Source organism: Streptomyces albidoflavus, from assembly GCF_000719955.1.
GTDB lineage: Bacteria > Actinomycetota > Actinomycetes > Streptomycetales > Streptomycetaceae > Streptomyces > Streptomyces albidoflavus.
The window spans coordinates 41,262-60,681 of sequence record NZ_JOII01000012.1 but is presented as its reverse complement, the minus strand read 5'-3'; the positions used below and the strand labels follow the sequence as shown (position 1 = coordinate 60,681).

The window sequence follows — 19,420 nt, the reverse complement described above, 5'->3', positions numbered from 1 at the left end:
AGTGGGTGACCCGCACCCTACGTACGGGTAGCTTCCGCAAGGAAGCCCCGCCCCCGTACCGACTGGAGCCGCCCGATGCCCGAAGCCGTGATCGTCTCTGCCGCCCGCTCCCCCATCGGCCGCGCCTTCAAGGGCTCCCTGAAGGACGTACGCCCGGACGACCTGACCGCCCACATCATCGAGACGGCTCTGGCCAAGGTCCCCGAGCTGAACCCTCGTGACATCGACGACCTGATGCTCGGCTGCGGCCTCCCCGGCGGCGAGCAGGGCAACAACCTCGGCCGGATCATCGCCGTCCAGATGGGCATGGACCACCTGCCCGGCTGCACGGTGACCCGCTACTGTTCCTCGTCCCTCCAGACGAGCCGCATGGCGCTGCACGCCATCAAGGCCGGCGAGGGCGACGTCTTCATCTCGGCCGGCGTCGAGACGGTCTCCCGTTTCGCCAAGGGCAACTCCGACTCCCTCCCGGACACCCGGAACCCCGTCTTCGCCGAGGCGGAGGCCCGTACGGCCGCCGTCGCCGAGCAGGGCGCGGACTCCTGGCACGACCCGCGCGAGGACGGCAAGCTGCCCGACGCGTACATCGCGATGGGCCAGACCGCCGAGAACCTGGCCCGGCTGAAGGGCGTCACCCGCGAGGAGATGGACGAGTTCGGCGTCCGCTCGCAGAACCTCGCCGAGGAAGCCATCAAGAAGGGCTTCTGGGAGCGCGAGATCACCCCCGTCACCACCCCGGACGGCACCGTGGTGAGCCAGGACGACGGCCCGCGCGCCGGCGTCACCCTGGAGGGCGTGTCGGGCCTGAAGCCCGTCTTCCGCCCCGACGGCCGCGTCACCGCGGGCAACTGCTGCCCGCTGAACGACGGCGCCGCCGCCCTGGTGATCATGTCCGACACCAAGGCGCGCGAGCTGGGCCTGACCCCGCTGGCCCGGATCGTCTCCACCGGCGTCTCCGGCCTCTCCCCCGAGATCATGGGCTACGGCCCGGTCGAGGCGAGCAACCAGGCCCTGCGCCGGGCGGGCCTGACCATCGACGACATCGACCTCGCCGAGATCAACGAGGCGTTCGCCGCCCAGGTCATCCCCTCCTACCGCGACCTCGGCCTGCCCCTGGAGAAGGTCAACGTCAACGGCGGCGCCATCGCCGTGGGCCACCCCTTCGGCATGACCGGTGCCCGCATCACCACCACCCTCATCAACAGCCTCCAGTTCCACGACAAGCAGTTCGGTCTGGAGACCATGTGCGTGGGCGGCGGCCAGGGCATGGCGATGGTCATCGAGCGCCTCAGCTGACAGCCCCGGGACCCCAGGTCCCACCCACGGAGGGTGGCCCCGCGCGCACGCCGGGCCACCCTTCGCAGGTGGGGAGGGGAGTGGCCGTACCGCGCCCCTTCCGCACCACCCGCCCCTCCTCCATTCCGTGATCCAATCTCCCCCAGGATGTGACCTATATCCCGAGGGATCAGCGTTTCCGCAGGTCACTATGGGTTGAGGGGGACCGCCCCGCCGAAAGACCTGTCCCTTTCGTGACGTAATGCACTGACAGCCGGATGGTTCGCCCTTCAAGCTGATGTAGGAAGTCGGGGACCGACTCGAACCGGGAGTACGTCAGTGAGCGCCATGACCCTTGCCCTGCTGATCGCCCTCGCCGCCGTGGTGGCCGTGGGGGCTGTCGCCCTGCACGCCGTGCACGGGCTGCGCCGGCAGATCGCGGCGCTCCGCGCCGAGCTGCACGCCACCCACTCCGGCCGCGCCACCGTCCCGGCCGCCCGGGCCGACGCGGACGGTATCCGCGAGGCCGTCGCCGAGGCGCTCGCCGAGGAGCGGGAGCGCGAGCTGGCCGAGGCACGGGCGTTCTGGGCGGCGCAGGAGGCGCGGGACGCCTCGGACGCGCCCTCGCTCCTGGGCGGCCTGCACGGCCTGGTGGACGACCTGTTCATCCCGCGCCAGGCCGACCTGGCCGGGCTCGACGCGCTGGACGCCGCCGAGGCAGCCCAGCACCTCCCGGCCGCCGAGCCGGAGGAGGACTCCCCCGAGCTGGCCGCCGCCCGCCGCCGCCACCCCTCGCACCCGGACTTCGTCCCGGTCCGCCCCACCCCGGTGGAGCGCGAGACCGCCGGTGACGACCACGAGACGACGGTGGCCGTGCTGGAGGAGCTGGCACAGGCCCGCACCGCCCTGGCCGACGTACGCCCGGGCCCGCTGGGCACCCTGGACGTCTACGTCTTCGCCGACGGCACCACCCTCTGCATGACCCCGGGCCACCGGGAGACGGCCGAACTGCTGGCGGGTTCCCTGCGGGCCGGTGAGGCGCCGGTGCTGCTGGGCGGCTCCGGGGTCTCGGGCGCGTACGCCCTGACCTTCTCCTGCGGCGAGGACAACGTCTATCTGCTGGCCGACCGCGTCATAGCCTCCGTCTGACCGCCCGGCCGTCCGGCCTTCCGCATTCCGAGGTCCGCGTCCCCGCCGGGGGCGCGGACCTCGCGCGTACGCCCCGTCAGATCCCGGCCCGCTCCCGCGCCTCGGCGACCCGGGCCACGGCCGACTCCAGGGCGGCCTCGCCGGGCAGGACGAGGGCGAGGTCGTGGGCGGCGACGGTGACCTGGTCGGCGACGGCGAACATCCCGGCGTCCGGCATCACGCGCACCTCCCCGGAGGGCTCCTCCAGGCGCTGGGCGCGGGCGGACAGCTCGCGGGCCAGCTCCAGGGCCTCGGCGGCGGCGCCGCGCTGGAGCCTGCTCTGCGGCGCGGCCCGCAGCCGGTCGGCGAACTGGTCCACGGCACTGGTCAGCGGGGTCGTATCAAGCACACCGCCGACCCTATGCCCTGGGGCGGCCGGGGAACGCCGAAGCGCCCCGCGGACAGCTCCGCGGGGCGCTTCGGCGTGCGTGCGACCTACCGTCAGTCGTCACCCTGGAGGATGGCGATCAGACGCAGGAACTCCATGTAGATCCAGACCAGGGTCATGGTCAGGCCGAAGGCGGCCAGCCAGGACTCCTCGCGCGGAGCACCGTAGGCGATCCCGTCCTCGACCTGCTTGAAGTCGAGGGCGAGGAAGCAGGCGCCGAGCAGGACGCCGATGATGCCGAAGATGATGCCGAGGCCACCGCTGCGGAAGCCGAGGCCGTCACCGCCGCCGAAGACGGCGAAGAGCAGGTTGACCGCCATGAGGAGCACGAAGCCCATCGCGGCGGCCATCACGAAGCCGTAGAAGCGGCGGTTGACGCGGATCCAGCCGGCCTTGTAGGCCACGAGCACCGCGGTGAAGACCGCCATGGTGCCGATGACGGCCTGCATGGCCGCGCCGTTGGCGACGTAGTTGTCGACGACGTTGCTCACGACGCCGAGGAAGACGCCCTCGAGGGCCGCGTACGCCAGGATCAGCGCGGGCGAGGCCTTGCGCTTGAACGACTGGACGAGCGCCAGCACCATCGCGACGAGACCGGCGCCGATGGCGATGCCGTACGACTTGCCCATGTTGGCCGGGTCGATCGGCAGGAACCACCAGGCGAGGGCGGCCGTGACGATCAGCGTGCCGAGGGTCGTCGCCGTGCGCATGACGACGTCGTCCATCGTCATACGGTCGGTGGTGGGCGCCTGGACGCCGTACTGGTCCTGCGCGTACGGGTTGGCGTACGTCTGCTGGTCGCCCTGGGCGTACGGGTTCTGACCGGCGTACGGGTTCTGGCCCGCGTAAGGGTTGCCGCCCGCGTACGGGTTGCCCTGCTGCGTTCCGACGGCGGGGCCCCCGGCCTGCGGCGCCGCGTTGAACTGCGCGTGGCCGTTGTCGCGGCTGAACCCCCGTCGCGAGAAGACCGGGTTGCTGCTCCTCATCTCACTCCTCCGTGGCCACCCTGCGTGGCCTTGGCCCAAGAGTAATGGGTGGGCAAAAGAATGACCCTACTGCTTGGGAAGGATCTTTCCGCGCTCTTGACCGAAATCCCCCGGGGTCAAACCCCCAAAGCGGGTACTCCAGGGCAACTCGCCGTGACGCCGAGCGGGGGACGTCTTCGCAGGCGGGGCAGGGTGCGCGCGGGCAACCACGCCCGACGCCGGCCGGGATGCGCACGAGGACGCCCGGCACCGGGGCGCCGGGCGGGTGACCTTCACCTCACGGCCGACGGGAATGGGCCCACCCCGCACGCCGGGACCCCGCCGGTCACGGCTTGAGCGGGGCGAACGGAGTCAGCGAGAAGATGAACTCCACCGGCACCTCGAAGTAGGCGGCGATGCGCAGGGCGAGGTGGAGGCTCGGGCTGTACTCGCCGCGCTCCAGGTAGCCGATGGTCTGGTAGTGGACACCGAGGGCGTCGGCGAGCTGGCGGCGCGTGACCTGGCGTTCGACGCGGAGCATCGCGATGCGGTTGTGGACCGGGTCCGGCGCGGCGGCCGCGCCGGACCCCGCCCCCTCCGTACGGGGCGTCATCGGTTCACCTCAGTACCGCTGGAGCGCGGTCTCCTTGCGCGCGGACATCGAGGCGCCCGACTCCCTGCGCGCCATCCGGCGCAGCAGCACGGGCGCGAGGACCAGCCCGAGCAGCGCCCAGGCCCCGAGGACCGCATAGCTCTCCCACACCTGCCAGGTTCCGTTGATCTCTCCGGCGGCCGCGGCGTCCGGCAGCATCGCCGAGCGCAGACCGTGCCCCAGCCAGTAGAGGGGGAAGACCTGCGCGAGCCCGGCCGCCCAGCCGGGCAGTACCGACAGCGGGAAGAACGTACCCGAGATCGCGACCATGCCGCCCATCAACAGGAACCCCCAGCCGCCGAGCGTGCGCGGATTCTTGACCAGCGAGCCGACGGCGAAGCCGAGGGGGGTCGAGGCGAGCACCCCGAGCACCAGCAGCGAGGCCGCGTGCGGCACCCCCCACACGCCGCCGGACCAGCCGTCGTCGAGCAGGATGAGGCCGGGCACCAGCAGCAGGGTGAGGGAGAAGCAGACCTCCAGCGCGGTCCTGGTGCTCTGCCCCACGACATAGCCGGTGGTGCCGTGCGGCAGGGACTTGGCGCGCAGCAGCGTGCCGTCCTCGCGCTCGGTGGCGACGGCGGTCGCCAGCCCGAAGAGCGCGGCGAAGATCATCGAGAAGGCGAGCACACCGGGCAGCATGAGCGCGCCCGCGCTGAGGCCGGTCGTCTCGTCGATGGTGTCCCGGTTGCGGAGGATGACGAAGAGGAAGACCGCCGAACCGATGACGTAGTAGCCCACGTCGGTCGGGGTGCGCAGGGAGTTCATGAACTCCGTGCAGCCACGCCGGACCCCTGGTCCGTACCCTCCGCCCCGGGCGGGCCGGGCCGCTCCCCGCTCCCGCGCGCCCGTTCCGCTCACTGTCCCGCTCATGCCGGCTCCCCCGTCCGCTCCTTGACCGTCTCCTGGTCCGGAGCCGGCTCCTCCAGCCCCGCCTCGCTCCTCGCGACCATCCGCAGGTAGGTGTCCTCCAGGCTGGCCCGGCGCACCTCCAGCTCGGTGATCTCCGCGCCGTACCGCTCGAACAGCTCGCGGGTGAACCGCGTGCCGTCCGGTGTCAGGTGGACCTCGCGGACGCCGTCGCGCGTCCAGCGGACCTCGTCCTCGCCCGCGACCTGCCGGGCCAGCTGCTCCGCGCTGCCGTCGGCGACGATCCGGCCGCCGTCGAGGATGAGGATGCGGTCGGCGAGCTTCTCCGCCTCGGCGAGGTCGTGGGTGGTCAGCAGGACGGTGGTGTCCTCCAGGTCGGCGAGGGCGTGGACCAGGTCGTGGAAGTCGCTGCGCGCCTTCGGGTCGAAGCCGGTGGTCGGCTCGTCCAGGAAGAGCAGGCGCGGCCGGCCGACGATCCCCACCGCGACGTCGAGCCGCCGCCGCTGGCCGCCGGAGAGCGCCCCGACCCGGGTCTCCGCCTTGTCGGAGAGCCCGACCCGCGCCAGCAGCTCCGCCACCTCGTACGGCCCCGGGTACCCGTCGCGCCCGGCGTACGGCCGGTAGTAGGAGGCGAACTGCTCCAGCAGCGCGCCGACCCGCCAGCGGCTGTGGTCGCGCCAGGACTGGAGCACCACGCCGACCCGCGCCCGCCAGGCGTCCCCGCCGTGCAGCGGGTCCTCGCCGAGCACCCGGACGTGGCCGGAGGAGGGCTGCCGGAACCCCTCCATGATCTCGATCGTCGTCGTCTTCCCCGCGCCGTTGGGCCCGAGCAGCCCCAGCACCTCGCCCCGCCGGATCTCGAACGAGACCCCGCGCAGCACGTCCTTCTCCCCGTACCTCATCCACAGGTCCCGCACGTCGACGACGACTTCGCCGCCCCCGCCCGTGCCCCCGCTGTCGAACGCCATCTCCGGCTCCCCCATCCGTGCGTACCTTCACTTCCCCGTCTTGCTACTGCGATGAAACGTAGCAGGAGTACTACATCTCTTCCAGTGTTCGGTATGCCGAAGGTCAGGAAAAGGCAAAGCCGGCGGGCGGCGGCGAGGGCCCGCCGCGAGCGGCAGAATCCAGGAAGGCCACCGCCCCGCCCGCTAGGAGCCCTCATGCCTGACCAGCAGCCCCCCGCCCGCCCCGAGGACCGCACCCCCATGACGGACACGGAGATCGAGGCCGCATACGTCACCGCCCCGCCCCGGCTGGACGGACCGGTCACCCTCGTGCCGTACGACCCGCGCTGGCCCGAGGCGTACGCGGCACTGGCGGCCCGGATCGGCGAGCGGCTGACCCCTCTCCCGCACCGCCTGGACCACGCCGGCTCGACCTCGGTCCCGGGACTGCCGGCCAAACCGGTCCTGGACCTCGTCCTGACCGTCCCCGACCCGGCCGACGAGGACGCCTACGTCCCGGCGCTCGCCCCGCTCGGCCTGCGCCTGACGATCCGCGAGCCCGACTGGTACGCGCACCGCCTGCTCAGGGGCGCGGCAGGACACCCCGCGGCGGACGCCGTCAACCTGCACGTCTTCCCCGAGGACTGCCCCGAGACCGTGCGGATGCTCCGCTTCCGCGACCACCTGCGCGCCGACGCCGCCGACCGCGACCTGTACGCGCGCACCAAGCGCGAGCTGTCCGCCCGGAGCTGGACGTACACGCAGCAGTACGCGGACGCGAAGAGCGAGGTGGTGGCGGAGATCCTGCGCCGGGCGGGGTGAGGGCGGCGGGGGGCTCACGCGGCCCGGAGGCTGGGTGCGGATGTGCCCGGAACCGGACTCGAACCGGTACGCCCGTGAAGGGCAGCGAGGTTTAAGCTCGCCGTGTCTGCATTCCACCATCCGGGCAAGCTGGGGGCCGCATATACGCGGTGTGAGCCTATCCGGACAAGTCACTCGGACAGCGGGCCCTCAAGCCGATGTTGTCTTATTTTATTGGCGCCTGAGGGTGCATCAGAACATCGCGTGCTCCCCCCACGCCGCCCTTCGGCAGGCACTCCCCACACCCGGCCGAAGGCGGCCCGGACCGAGAATGACCGGAATGCGACCAGCCGGCGGTCGAAGATCATTGCCTCCGTGGCGGGTTGGGCCGCGGCGCCTCCCCCGGGCCTACCGAGCGGCGCCGGTACCGGGGCACGGGGCGGGCCACGAGAACCACCGGAAAGCGTGATCAGGGTCTCCTGACGCCCGGGCTTCCCGGGGCCGCGCGGGGCTTCCCGGGGACCCGTCTCAGGGGCGGCCGTCAGGGTCGGGGCGGGCGGAGGGTCATACCCAGGTATGAGGGCGGCTCCCCGGGTCACCCCACGGAGTGGCACGCGAAAGGGAACTGGGGGGTGATGGCCGGCGGGGTTCCGGCAGGAAGGATGGACGCAGACCGTCAGACGACTCACCCCGGCCTCAGGAACAGGGGTGGCTTGCCGTGTCCGCCCGCCGGGCAGACGCCGGGAGCCACGAGTCCGCGCCGCCCCCACCGACAGGAGCTTCCCCGTGACCACCACCACCCCTCTGGCCTCCAGGTCCACCGAGGTGGCCGCCCGCGCCACCGAACTCAGCAAGGTGTACGGCACGGGCGAGACCCGGGTGGTCGCGCTGGACCAGGTCTCCATCGACTTCCGGCAGGGCGAGCTGACCGCGATCATGGGCCCCTCGGGCTCCGGCAAGTCCACGCTGATGCACTGCGTGGCGGGGCTGGACACCTTCGACGGCGGCTCGGTGCGGATCGGTGACACGGAGCTGGGGGCGCTGAAGGACAAGCAGCTCACGCAGTTGCGGCGGGACAAGATCGGCTTCATCTTCCAGGCGTTCAACCTGCTGCCGACGCTCACCGCCCTGGAGAACATCACCCTCCCGATGGACATCGCCGGGCGCAAGCCCGACCAGGCGTGGCTGGACCAGGTCATCGACATGGTGGGCCTGCGCGACCGGCTGAAGCACCGTCCGGCGCAGCTCTCCGGCGGCCAGCAGCAGCGCGTGGCGGTGGCCCGGGCGCTCGCCTCGCAGCCGGAGATCATCTTCGGCGACGAGCCCACCGGCAACCTGGACTCCCGCTCCGGCGCCGAGGTGCTGGGCTTCCTGCGCAACTCCGTGCGCACCCTCCACCAGACCGTGGTGATGGTGACCCACGACGCGGTCGCCGCCTCCTACGCGGACCGCGTGGTCTTCCTCGCCGACGGCCGCATCGTCGACGAGATGCACCGGCCGACGGCCGACAGCGTGCTGGACCGGATGAAGGAGTTCGACGCGAAGGGCCGCACCAGCTAGGACCGCGCCCCCGCTCACTCCTCCGTCCCGCGCGGCCCACCGGGCGCGCCCCTTCCTTCCCAGGACTCCTCATGTTCCGTACCGCCCTGCGCAATGTCCTTGCGCACAAGGCCCGGCTGCTGATGACCGTGCTCGCCGTGATGCTCGGCGTGGCCTTCGTCTCCGGCACCCTGGTCTTCACCGACACCCTCGGCAACGCCCTGCGCAACCAGTCCGCCAAGAGCTACGACGACGTCGCCGTCTCCGTGCAGACCTACGCGGACCAGCGCGACCAGGAGAAGACCGGCATCGACGCCGCGACGCTGGAGAAGATCCAGGGGATCGACGGCGTGGCCGCGGCCCACGGCCGGGTCTCCGGCTTCGCCGGCGTCGCCGACCCGGACGGCAAGCTGATCGGCAGCGGCTGGTCCAACACCGGCGCCAACTTCGCCCCGGGCGCGGACGGCAAGGACCCCCAGTACACCTTCACCGACGGCAAGGGCCCGAAGGCCGGCCAGGTCGCGCTCGACCGGGCCACGGCCGACCAGGGCGAGTACCAGGTCGGCGACAAGGTCCGCGTCGCCACCAACGGGCCCGTCCAGGAGCTGACCCTCTCCGGCGTCTTCACCACCGAGGACGGCGCGGTCAACGCCGGCGGCAGCCTGGTCCTCTTCGACCAGCGCACCGCCCAGAAGCAGTACCTGCGCCCGGGCTACTTCAAGGACGTGACGGTCACCGCGGCTTCCGGCGCCTCGGACACCGCGCTGCTGGAGAAGGTCGAGGCGCTGCTGCCCGAGGACGCCACGGCGCAGACCGGACAGGCCCTCGCCGAGGAGCAGGCCAAGGACATCGAGTCGGGGCTGACCGGCCTCAACACCATGCTGCTCGCCTTCGCGGGGATCGCCCTCTTCGTCGGTGTCTTCCTGATCGCCAACACCTTCACCATGCTGATCGCCCAGCGCACCCGTGAGCTGGCGCTGATGCGCGCGGTCGGCGCCTCCCGCCGCCAGGTGAAGCGCTCGGTGCTGGCCGAGGCCGCGCTGGTGGGTCTCGTCGCCTCGGCGGTCGGCTTCGGCCTCGGGCTCGGGCTCGCGGTGGCGCTGCGTTCGGCGATGGACGCCTTCGGCGCGGAGATGCCCGCCGGTCCGCTGGTGGTCTCGCCGGTGGCGGTGGGCTCCGCCTTCGGCGTCGGCGTCGTGATCACCGTCCTGGCGGCCTGGCTGCCCGCCCGCCGGGCCGCGAAGATCCCGCCGGTCGCCGCCATGAACAGCGTGCACGCGGTGGCCACGGTGAAGTCCCTGGTGGTGCGGAACACCATCGGTTCGATCGTGACGGCGGCGGGCGCGGTGGCGATCGTCGCGGGCGCCTCGAAGGGTGGCGGGGACGGCCGGTACCTGATCGCGGGCGGCGCCTTCTTCGCACTGCTCGGTGTGATGGTGCTGATCCCGCTGCTGTCGCGGCCGGTGATCGCGGCGGTCCGGCCGCTGCTGACCAAGGTGTTCGGCGTCTCCGGCAAGCTGGCCGCGCAGAACGCGGTGCGCAACCCGCGCCGTACCGGCACCACGGCCTCCGCGCTCGCCATCGGGCTGACCCTGGTCACCGGCCTGTCGGTGCTGGGTCTCACGGTCGGCCAGGCCATCGACCGGATGACCACGGACCACATCCGGGCCGACTACATGGTGACGATGGCCTCCGGCCGCCCCATGGACTCCTCCGCCCTGAAGGCGCTGGAAGGCGCGGACGGCGTGAGCGCGGTGTCGCCGAAGCAGGCGGCCGGCTTCCAGTTCGAGGACGACTACCTGGGCGCCTCGTCGGTGACGCCGGCGGCGGTGGACAAGGTCTTCCACCTCAAGGTCGTCGACGGCTCGCTCGCCACGCTCGAGGACGGCGCGATCGCGGTCGACACGAAGACCGCCGACAAGCGCGGCTGGAAGGTCGGTGACACGCTCCCGGTCACCTTCGACGACGAGAAGAAGGGCGAGCTGAAGGTCGGCGCCACCTTCGAGGGCAACGAGTTCCTCGACAGCGTCCTGATCGACCGCGCGGTGGCGGACGCCCACGAGGCCGCCCCGATGATCATGGAGATCTGGGTCAACACCGACGGCGGCCCCTCGGACTCCGCCCGTCAGGCCCTGGTGGACGCACTCGGCAACAACCCGGCGATCGACGTGATGGACCAGCAGGAGATCCGCAACGCCTTCGGCGGCATGATCAACACGATGCTGTACATCATGTACGGCCTGCTGGCGATGGCCCTGATCATCGCGGTGCTGGGTGTGGTCAACACGCTGGCCATGTCGGTCTTCGAGCGGCAGCAGGAGATCGGGATGCTGCGGGCGATCGGCCTGGACCGGCGCCGGGTGAAGCGGATGATCCGGCTGGAGGCCGTGGTGATCTCGCTCTTCGGCGCGGTCCTCGGCACCGCCCTCGGGGTCTTCCTGGGCTGGGCGATCGGCGAGACGATCGCGGAGTCCGTCCCCGGGTACGAGCTGGTGCTGCCGTGGGACCGGATCGCGATCTTCCTGGCGCTGGCCGGGCTGGTCGGTGTCCTGGCCGCCCTCTGGCCGGCCCGCAGCGCCGCCCGGCTGAACATGCTCACCGCGATCAAGACCGAGTAGACCGGCCGGACCGCCCGGGACGGGCGGCGGTACGAGCGAGGCGCCGGGCCCCGCCCCTGTTCGCAGGGGCGGGGCCCGGCGCCGTACGCGCGAAGGGCGGGGTGGCCTCAGACCGACTCGGGGGACCGGGGTGCCGGGGTGGTCCCGTCGTCGCCGGAGCCCGGGGCGCGACCGCCCGGCTCCTCGCGGCGGGCGCCGGCCTCGTCCCGGCCGGCCGCGCCGCCGTCGGGCCGGCCGGGTGACGTGGAGTCCCGGCCGGTGTCGCTCCGGGCGGAGAGGGCGGTCCACTTCCGGGCGCGCAGCGGCAGCCCGGGGTGGCCCTCGGCGGGGGTGCGGACGGCGAGGATCTGGTTGACGCCGATCCGGTTGCGCTCGAAGGAGAGGGCGGAGGCGGCCATGTAGAGCAGCCAGACCCGGGCCCGGCCGGCCCCGGCCAGCCGGACGCACTCCTCCCAGTTCGCCTCCAGGTTCCGCACCCAGGCCCGCAGGGTCAGCGCGTAGTGCTCGCGCAGCGCCTCCAGGTCGCGGACCTCGAAGCCGGCGCGCTCCAGCTGGGCGACGGTGGAGCCGACGGGGGCGAGTTCGCCGTCGGGGAAGACGTAGGCGTCGATGAAGGCGTCCACGTGGTAGGCGGCCTCGTCGTCCTGGGGGCGGCGGGCGATCTGGTGGTTGAGGAGCCGGCCGCCGGGCTTGAGCAGGGCGTACAGGTCCTCGGCGTACTCCAGGTACCGGACGGCGCCGACGTGCTCGGCCATGCCGATGGAGGAGATCGCGTCGTAGGGCCCGTCCCGGACGTCGCGGTAGTCCTGGACGCGGATCTCGACGCGGTCGGCCAGACCCTGCTCGGCGGCGCGCTTGCGGGCGTAGGCGGCCTGTTCGCGCGAGAGGGTGACGCCGACGACCTGGACGCCGTACTCGCGGGCGGCGTGCAGCGCCATCGAGCCCCAGCCGCAGCCGACGTCGAGCAGGCGCATGCCGGGGGCGAGGCCGAGCTTGCGGCAGATCAGGTCGAGCTTGTCGCGCTGGGCGCTCTCCAGGGTGGCGTCGCCCTGCCAGTAGGCGCACGAGTAGACCATGGAGGGGCCGAGGACCCGCTCGTAGAAGTCGTTGCCGACGTCGTAGTGGTGGCTGATGGCCTTGCGGTCGCGGCCCTTGGTGTGGCGGCTGCCGAGGCGGCGCCGGACGGGGGCCTCCTCGGGCGGGGGCGGCGGCGGGAGGAAGGGCCCGGCCAGCCGGGCGACGTCGAGGGCGGCGGCGCGCACCTGCGGGTCCCGGACGGCGTCGAGGGGGCCGAGTGGGGGACGTTCGGTCTCCCAGACCACTCCGGCGAGGAGGTCGAGCGCCTCGTAGAGGTCGCCCTCGATGGCGAGGTCGCCGGAGACCCAGGCCCGCACGAGGCCGAGTTCGCCGGGCTTGAAGAGGATGCGGCGCAGGGCCCGGCGGTTGCGGAGGATGATCACGGGGGTTCCGGGCGGGCCGTGTTCGGTGCCGTCCCAGGCGCGCAGGCGGACCGGGAGGGGGGCTCCCAGTATCTGTTCGGCGTGTGTGGCCAGCCGCTGGGCGGCACCGTGCATGACGCGTCACCTTCCGGGTTCGGTGTGCCTGAGCTCCTGTGTCGGTGGCCGGCCGCGCGTGCGGACGCGGCCGCTGCTGTACGTACACATGTGAACACCGATGGGGGGCTCGCGCAGTCCCGGTTCCGGGTAAGGAATCCGCAAAATACATGTAGAGGCCATCTATATGGCGCGCCGAAAGGGGCGCTCGCACCACGGACGGCGAGCGCCCCCTCAGGGAGCATTCAGCGTGCGGTCAGGACGTCAGGACGCCTTGGCCTTGGCCGACTCGGACTCCTCCGCCTTGGCGGCGGGGGCCGGGGCGGGCTTGGCCGCCTCGTAGAACTCCTCGCGCGGCGTCTCCATCGCGCCGAGGGAGACCACCTCGCGCTTGAGGAACATACCGAGGGTCCAGTCCGCGAAGACGCGGATCTTGCGGTTGAACGTCGGCATCGCCATGCCGTGGTACGCGCGGTGCATGTACCAGGCGAGACGGCCCTTGAGCTTGATCTTCATCTTGCCCATGACGATCATCGCGACGCCCTTGTGCAGGCCGAGACCGGCGACCGCACCCTTGTTGGCGTGGCTGTACTCCTTCTGCGGGAAGCCCCGCATGCCGGAGATCACGTTGTCGCCGAGGACCTTGGCCTGCCGCAGCGCGTGCTGCGCGTTGGGCGGGCACCAGGCGTTCGGGTTGCCGTTCTTGCGGCCGATCATGTCCGGGACCTGCGCGTTGTCGCCGGCCGCCCAGATGTAGTCCGTGCCCTGCACCTGGAGCGTGGCGGCGGTGTCGACATGCCCGCGCGGGCCGAGCGGCAGGCCGAAGCGGCTGAGCGCCGGGTTCGGCTTCACACCGGCGGTCCACACGATGGTGGAGGAGTCGACCTCAAGGCCGTTCTTGAGCACCACGTGGCCGTCGACGCAGGAGTCCATGGAGGTCGAGAGGTAGACCTCGACGCCCCGGCTCTCCAGGTGCTTCTTGCCGTACGCGCCGAGCTTCGGACCCACCTCGGGGAGGATCTTGTCGGCCGCGTCCACGAGGATGAACCGCATGTCCTCGCGGGAGACGTTGTTGTAGTACTTGGCGGCGTCCCGGGCGAGGTCCTCGACCTCACCGATCGTCTCGGCCCCGGCGAAGCCACCGCCGACGAAGACGAAGGTCAGCGCCTTGCGGCGGACCTCCTCGTCGGTCGTGGAGTCAGCCTTGTCGAGCTGCTCGAGGACGTGGTTGCGCAGGCCGATGGCCTCCTCGATGCCCTTCATGCCGATGCCCTGCTCGGCGAGGCCGGGGATCGGGAAGGTGCGGGAGACCGCGCCCATCGCGATGACGAGGTAGTCGAAAGGCAGCTCGTACGCCTCGCCGACCAGCGGCGCGATGGCGGCAACCTTGCGGTCCTGGTCGATGGTGGTGACCCGGCCGGTCAGCACCTCGGCCTTCGGCAGTACACGTCGCAGCGGGACGACGACGTGGCGCGGCGAGATGTTGCCGGCTGCGGCTTCGGGGAGGAAGGGCTGGTACGTCATGTACGAGCGCGGGTCGACGACCGTGACGGTCGCCTCGCCGTAGCGCATCTTCTTCAGAATGCGTCGTGCTGCGTACAAGCCAACGTACCCACCGCCTACAACGAGGATCCTGGGACGCTCCGTGGTGCTCATGCCATCGAGTATCCACCCGTCCATGGGGGGTGGTTCGTGCGCCCCTTCACAAGGTTCCCCACCCCCTCTGCTACACTGCGCGGCCCGCGTGACCCAGGTCATGTCCGCGTGGCGGAACCACCATCCCCCTTCGGACGTTCCCCACCCCCTGTGAGCTGCCCGCTCGCCTCTTCCGGGGGCAGGAGCCCGGCCGGCCTTTCATCCCCAGGCAACGCGCGGGAAACACCCCATGCACAGAGGGTTGGGGCCCGGAGTCGCCCAGATGGAGGCCGAAAGGCCCTCGACTTCGCCCATCGGAGCACTTTCTCTTGTGAAGAAGTTCACGAAGTTTCCCGACGGCATGCCGGAGAGACCCCCCGGACGGCCCTCAGGGGCCGCTCAGGCCCGTGCCCGCGACGCTCAAACGGGCAGTGCGGCACCGGGGTTGAAGGGCGTGCGCGAGGGCGCCCGCGCCGGGGCGCGCCACCGCGCCGGGAGCGTCGGGACGAGGGGCGGACCGCACCCGTGAACCTGCCCCCGCCGCCGGAGCCCGCGATCCGGCCGGGCGGCTCCGGGCCGGATCGACGGGTACCCTTCTCCAGGCCGTCCCGCCGGTCCTCCACGCACCCCTGGTCCGGCCGCGCGGACCGGCCCCCGTACCGCTCCCGCCGCGATGTCGCGATGCCGGTAACCGGAGGCGTACCCTCCCCTCCATGCCGGAGCACCAGGAGCACGCGGGCGGTGTCGCGCGGGCCGCCGTCGAAGCAGTGGAGAACAGCGTCTCCGTGCGGGAGGCCCGCGCCCATCTCGCCGAGCACATCAACCGGGCCGAGTCCGGCACCCCGACCGTGGTGACCCGCAACGGCGCCCCCGTCGCCGCCCTGGTCCCCTTCGCCGACTTCGAAGTCCTGGAGGAGGCGGCCGACTTGATGCTGGCCCGGGAGGCGGAGGCGGTCCTGGCCCGCGACGAACCGACCGTCACCATGGCCGAACTGGTCGCCGACCTCTTCTCCGGCCGCACCCCGGGCCCGGCATGACCCCCGCGCCCCACTTCACCCCGGCCGCCCGCCACCACTTCCGTTCCCTCCCCCGCCCCACCGCCCTGCGCGTCCTCGCCACCCTGACCGCCGTCGCCGAGGACCCGGCCGGCCCGCACCCGGACGCCGCCCCCATCGGCACGACCCCGGGCCTGTTCCGCCTCCGCGTGGAGGGCCAGCGCCTCGCCTGCCTGGTACGCGGGGGCGAACTGCTGGTCCTGGCGGCGCGGGCGGCGGACCTGCGCTGAGCGACGCCCGGAAACGCGGAAGGGCGGCCCGGCCCGGGTACCCGCCCGTCGCCGAACCGCCCTTCCCCCGGGGTCTCTAGGCCCCCGCGGCCTTCCAGGCGATCCCGTCGAGGATGTCGTGCTCGCTGACGACGACCTCGCTCGCGCCCGTGCGCTCCATCAGGGTCAGGAGGATCAGTGCCCCCGCCGCGATGACGTCGACGCGGCCCGGGTGGATGACCGGGTTGGCGGCGCGTTCGGCGTGGGTGGAGGTCAGGAGGGTGTCGGTGACCTCCTTGACCTTGGCGTAGGGGATGCGGGCGTGGTGGATGGCGGTGGAGTCGTACGCGGTGAGGCCGAGGGCGAGGCCGGCGACGGTGGTGACGGAGCCGGCGAGGCCGACGAGGGTGCGGGCCTCGGCGAGCGGGACGGTACGCGCGGCCTCGTCGAGGGCGGCGGTGATGTCGCGGCGGATCGCCTCGACCTGGTCCGCGGTGGGCGGGTCGGTCACCGTGCCGTCGGGTCGGGCGAGATGGCGCTCGGTCAGGCGGACGCAGCCGATGTCGACGGAGCGGGCGGCGCGGACGCCGTCCGTGCCGACGACGCACTCGGTGGAGCCGCCGCCGATGTCGACGACCAGGTACGGGGTGTCCAGGTCGGCGCGGCCGGTCAGTTCCTTGGTGGCGCCGGTGAAGGAGAGCGCGGCCTCCTCGTCGCCGGTGACGACCTCGGGGGTGACGCCGAGGAGGTCGCGGACGCCCTCGGTGAACTCGGCGCGGTTCTCCGCGTCGCGGGTGGCCGAGGTGGCGGTGAACCGGACCTCGGTGGCGCCCAGTTCGCGGATGGCCTCGGCGTACTCGCGGCAGGCCGCGAAGGTCCGCTCCAGGGCCTCGGGGGCGAGGCGGCCGGTGCGGTCGACGCCCTGGCCGAGGCGGACGATCCGCATCCGGCGGTCGAGGTCGGTCAGCTCGCCGGTGGCCGGGTCGGCGTCGGCGACCAGCAGGCGGATGGAGTTGGTGCCGCAGTCGATCGCGGCGACGCGACGGGCGGTCACCGGCCCTCCCCCGCGGGCTCGTCGGCGGACAGGGCGGACGGCTCGGCGCTGATCGGCAGCGTCACGCAGGAGCCCTTGCGCCACCACTCGGGGAGCATCGCGAGCGCCTCGTCGCCGAGCGGGTTGACGCCGGGTCCGGCGGCCAGCGAGTGGGCGACCAGGACGTGCAGGCACTTCACCCGGTCCGGCATGCCGCCGGCCGAGGGGAAGTTCTTCAGCTCCTCGATCTCGTCGCGGCGCTTGATGTAGTCCTCGTGCGCGGCCCGGTAGGCGTCGGCCAGTTCCGGGTCGGTGGCCAGCCGCTCGGTCATCTCCTTCATCACGCCGTTGGCCTCCAGCGTGCCGATGGCCGAGGCGGCGCGCGGGCACGTCAGGTAGTACAGCGTGGGGAAGGGCGTGCCGTCCTCCAGGCGGGGCGCCGTCTCGACGACGTCGGGCTGTCCGCAGGGGCAGCGGTGCGCGATGGCGCGCAGCCCGCGCGGCGGACGGCCCAGCTGCTGCTGGAAGGCGTCGACGTCGGCTGCGGTCGGCTCGGTGCGCGGGGTGGGCGGCGGGGGCGTGTCCATGGCGGGGTCAGGTCTCTCGGTCGTTCACTCGGTGGCGGGGCGGACGGGGCGGGGCCCGGCGGCCTGGTCGGCGCGGTCGACGCCTTCCAGGAGGTTGGTGTACCAGGGCCGGGTCGCGGCGGTGCGGTCGGTGCGGCTCGGTTCGGCCGCGTCCGGGTCGATCATGGTGTAGCCGGTCTCACCGGGGCGTACGTAGTGCAGGCGCTCGCGGATGCGCTGCTCGGCGTAGCGGTCGTCCTCCCAGCGGGCCTTCTCGTCGCGCAGCTGCTGGACCCTGGCGCGGTGGGCCTCCCGCTCGCGCTGGAGGTCGGCGATCTCGGCGCGCTGGGAGACGTACTGCCGCATCGGGTAGGCGAGGGCGACGATCAGGGAGCAGAGGACGAGGGCGAGGAGGGCGGCGCGGCCGGTGAGGCGGGAGCGGCGGGCCTGGCGGCGGTTCTGGGAGCGGTAGACGCGGGCGGCGGTCTGCTCGCCGAACAGCCTGAGCCGGGTCGCGGTGGAGAAGCGGTCCGCGCCGCTCTTCTTCCCGGCCATGCCCGCCTCCCCTTCGGCCGTGCGCTGTGCGCGGCCGCTCTGCCCGTCCGTCAGGTGTTCCGCGACCGCACGTGCTGCTGATCCTCGCCCGCACGTGCCCGCGTCCCCGCCCACGGTACGGGACCGGGGGCGGGGACGCGGGGAGGCCGGGGGGCCGTCGGCGGCCCGGCCGGGTCAGCCCTTGAAGCGCGGGAAGGCGCTGCGGCCGGCGTAGACCGCGGCGTCGTCCAGGATCTCCTCGATGCGCAGGAGCTGGTTGTACTTGGCGACGCGCTCGGAGCGGGCCGGGGCGCCGGTCTTGATCTGGCCGCAGTTGGTGGCGACGGCGAGGTCGGCGATGGTGACGTCCTCGGTCTCGCCGGAGCGGTGGCTCATCATGCACTTGAAGCCGTTGCGCTGGGCCAGCTCGACGGCGTCCAGCGTCTCGGTGAGCGAGCCGATCTGGTTGACCTTGACGAGCAGGGCGTTGGCCGACTTCTCCTCGATGCCGCGGGCGAGGCGCTCGGGGTTGGTGACGAACAGGTCGTCGCCGACGAGCTGGACCTTGTCGCCGAGCTTCTCGGTGATGACGTTCCAGCCGGCCCAGTCGTCCTCGAAGAGCGGGTCCTCGATGGAGACCAGCGGGTACGCGGCGACGAGCTCCTCGTAGTACTCGGTCATCTCGGCGGCCGAGCGGGACTTGCCCTCGAACTCGTAGGAGCCGTCCTTGTAGAACTCGGAGGCGGCGACGTCCAGGGCGAGCGCGATGTCCTTGCCGGGGACGTAACCGGCCTCCTTGACGGCCTCCAGGATGAGGTCGAGGGCGGCGCGGTTGGAGTCGAGGTTCGGGGCGAAGCCGCCCTCGTCGCCGAGGCCGGTGGCCAGGCCCTTGCGCTTCAGGACCTTCTTCAGCGTGTGGTAGACCTCGGTGCCCCAGCGCAGGGCCTCGGAGAAGGACTCCGCGCCGATCGGGGCGATCATGAACTCCTGGATGTCCACGTTGGAGTCGGCGTGCGAGCCGCCGTTCAGGATGTTCATCATCGGCACCGGGAGCAGGTGCGCGTTGGGACCGCCGAGGTAGCGGAAGAGCGGCAGGTCGCTGGCCTCGGAGGCGGCGTGGGCGACGGCGAGGGAGACGCCGAGGATGGCGTTGGCGCCGAGCGAGCCCTTGTTGTCGGTCGCGTCCAGGTCGAACATGGCCTGGTCGATCAGGCGCTGCTCGGTGGCGTCGTAGCCGACGAGCTCCGGGCCGATCTGCTCGATGACGGCGAGGACGGCCTTCTCGACACCCTTGCCCTGGTAACGGTTGGGGTCACCGTCACGCAGTTCGATGGCCTCGAAGGCGCCGGTGGAGGCGCCGGACGGCACAGCGGCGCGGCCGGTGCTGCCGTCGTCGAGGCCGACCTCGACCTCGACCGTGGGGTTGCCTCGGGAGTCCAGGATTTCCCGGGCTACGACGACGTCGATGGACGGCACGAGCATCTCCTTCTGGGATGTGACGCGGGTCGGCCTTCGGTCGGCCGTTCGCTCCAGAGCCTAACCGGCGGCCGGCCCCATCCCGGCCTCGCGCCCGGACGCTGGGACGAAAAGAGGCC

18 protein-coding genes and 1 tRNA gene are annotated in these 19,420 nt (G+C 72.3%); 7 read left to right on the top strand and 12 right to left on the bottom strand.

Translation table 11 applies throughout. From position 1 onward, the window contains the following. Window positions 1-75: 75 nt before the first annotated feature. Both IF45_RS0115310 and IF45_RS0115305 read left to right on the top strand, forming a co-directional pair. Complete coding sequence (locus IF45_RS0115310; RefSeq protein WP_003950367.1) at window positions 76-1,296, top strand: acetyl-CoA C-acetyltransferase; 1,221 nt, start codon at window positions 76-78, stop codon at window positions 1,294-1,296. A gap of 327 nt (window positions 1,297-1,623) precedes the next feature. After that, a complete protein-coding gene (locus IF45_RS0115305) occupies window positions 1,624-2,424 on the top strand; it encodes a hypothetical protein (protein WP_003950366.1) in 801 nt (266 codons plus the stop codon). A 76-nt stretch (window positions 2,425-2,500) separates the two neighbouring features. Here IF45_RS0115305 and IF45_RS0115300 read toward each other — a convergent pair whose 3' ends face one another. The 5 genes from IF45_RS0115300 to IF45_RS0115280 all read right to left on the bottom strand — a co-directional run bounded on the left by IF45_RS0115300 (window position 2,501) and on the right by IF45_RS0115280 (window position 6,303). Next, window positions 2,501-2,812 (bottom strand): hypothetical protein, encoded by a 312-nt coding sequence (locus tag IF45_RS0115300; RefSeq protein WP_003950365.1) that lies wholly within the window; start codon window positions 2,810-2,812, stop codon window positions 2,501-2,503. 92 nt (window positions 2,813-2,904) lie between these two features. Continuing rightward, window positions 2,905-3,837 (bottom strand): Bax inhibitor-1/YccA family protein, encoded by a 933-nt coding sequence (locus tag IF45_RS0115295; protein ID WP_030307929.1) that lies wholly within the window; start codon window positions 3,835-3,837, stop codon window positions 2,905-2,907. A 325-nt stretch (window positions 3,838-4,162) separates the two neighbouring features. After that, a complete protein-coding gene (locus IF45_RS0115290) occupies window positions 4,163-4,429 on the bottom strand; it encodes a helix-turn-helix transcriptional regulator (RefSeq protein ID WP_003950363.1) in 267 nt (88 codons plus the stop codon). Window positions 4,430-4,438: 9 nt separating this feature from the next. Continuing rightward, window positions 4,439-5,233, bottom strand: coding sequence for an ABC transporter permease (locus IF45_RS0115285; RefSeq protein ID WP_030307923.1), 795 nt, complete (start codon window positions 5,231-5,233; stop codon window positions 4,439-4,441). A 101-nt stretch (window positions 5,234-5,334) separates the two neighbouring features. Next, entirely contained in the window at window positions 5,335-6,303 is a 969-nt protein-coding gene (locus IF45_RS0115280; protein WP_234344724.1) for an ABC transporter ATP-binding protein, read from the bottom strand. Between the two features lie 195 nt (window positions 6,304-6,498). Between IF45_RS0115280 and IF45_RS0115275 the strand changes: the two genes are divergently transcribed. Further along, on the top strand, window positions 6,499-7,104 hold the full coding sequence (locus IF45_RS0115275) for a GrpB family protein (protein ID WP_008417708.1): 606 nt from the start codon (window positions 6,499-6,501) through the stop codon (window positions 7,102-7,104). Between the two features lie 43 nt (window positions 7,105-7,147). On the opposite strand, the gene IF45_RS0115270 is transcribed toward IF45_RS0115275, so the two are convergent. Further along, window positions 7,148-7,230: transfer RNA gene (locus IF45_RS0115270), tRNA-Leu, on the bottom strand. A 639-nt stretch (window positions 7,231-7,869) separates the two neighbouring features. Between IF45_RS0115270 and IF45_RS0115265 the strand changes: the two genes are divergently transcribed. Together IF45_RS0115265 and IF45_RS0115260 are read left to right on the top strand one after the other, a co-directional pair. Further along, window positions 7,870-8,643: an ABC transporter ATP-binding protein gene (locus tag IF45_RS0115265; RefSeq protein WP_003950359.1), complete on the top strand. Its 774-nt coding sequence runs from the start codon at window positions 7,870-7,872 to the stop codon at window positions 8,641-8,643. Window positions 8,644-8,714: 71 nt separating this feature from the next. Further along, entirely contained in the window at window positions 8,715-11,240 is a 2,526-nt protein-coding gene (locus tag IF45_RS0115260; protein ID WP_030307921.1) for an ABC transporter permease, read from the top strand. 107 nt (window positions 11,241-11,347) lie between these two features. On the opposite strand, the gene IF45_RS0115255 is transcribed toward IF45_RS0115260, so the two are convergent. Both IF45_RS0115255 and IF45_RS0115250 read right to left on the bottom strand, forming a co-directional pair. After that, a complete protein-coding gene (locus tag IF45_RS0115255; protein ID WP_030307920.1) occupies window positions 11,348-12,814 on the bottom strand; it encodes an SAM-dependent methyltransferase in 1,467 nt (488 codons plus the stop codon). A 243-nt stretch (window positions 12,815-13,057) separates the two neighbouring features. Then, the gene (locus IF45_RS0115250) at window positions 13,058-14,449 is read right to left on the bottom strand and encodes an NAD(P)/FAD-dependent oxidoreductase (protein WP_026235452.1); all 1,392 of its coding nucleotides are present in this window, start codon (window positions 14,447-14,449) and stop codon (window positions 13,058-13,060) included. A gap of 692 nt (window positions 14,450-15,141) precedes the next feature. On the opposite strand from IF45_RS0115250, the gene IF45_RS0115245 reads away from it, so the two are divergent. Further along, entirely contained in the window at window positions 15,142-15,465 is a 324-nt protein-coding gene (locus IF45_RS0115245; RefSeq protein WP_008406873.1) for a type II toxin-antitoxin system Phd/YefM family antitoxin, read from the top strand. Next, the gene (locus IF45_RS0115240; RefSeq protein ID WP_003950353.1) at window positions 15,462-15,713 is read left to right on the top strand and encodes a type II toxin-antitoxin system RelE family toxin; all 252 of its coding nucleotides are present in this window, start codon (window positions 15,462-15,464) and stop codon (window positions 15,711-15,713) included. The genes IF45_RS0115245 and IF45_RS0115240 overlap by 4 nt, the downstream gene beginning before the upstream one ends. 76 nt (window positions 15,714-15,789) lie before the next feature. Here IF45_RS0115240 and IF45_RS0115235 read toward each other — a convergent pair whose 3' ends face one another. From IF45_RS0115235 to eno, 4 genes are all read right to left on the bottom strand, one after another. Then, window positions 15,790-16,746 (bottom strand): Ppx/GppA phosphatase family protein, encoded by a 957-nt coding sequence (locus tag IF45_RS0115235; RefSeq protein WP_003950352.1) that lies wholly within the window; start codon window positions 16,744-16,746, stop codon window positions 15,790-15,792. After that, a complete protein-coding gene (locus IF45_RS0115230) occupies window positions 16,743-17,312 on the bottom strand; it encodes a DUF501 domain-containing protein (protein WP_030307919.1) in 570 nt (189 codons plus the stop codon). Before IF45_RS0115230 ends, IF45_RS0115235 begins: the two co-directional genes overlap by 4 nt. Before the next feature lie 24 nt (window positions 17,313-17,336). Beyond that, window positions 17,337-17,846: an FtsB family cell division protein gene (locus tag IF45_RS0115225; RefSeq protein WP_030307917.1), complete on the bottom strand. Its 510-nt coding sequence runs from the start codon at window positions 17,844-17,846 to the stop codon at window positions 17,337-17,339. A gap of 174 nt (window positions 17,847-18,020) precedes the next feature. Beyond that, complete coding sequence (gene eno, locus IF45_RS0115220; protein WP_031178891.1) at window positions 18,021-19,307, bottom strand: phosphopyruvate hydratase; 1,287 nt, start codon at window positions 19,305-19,307, stop codon at window positions 18,021-18,023. Between the last annotated feature and the right edge of the window lie 113 nt (window positions 19,308-19,420).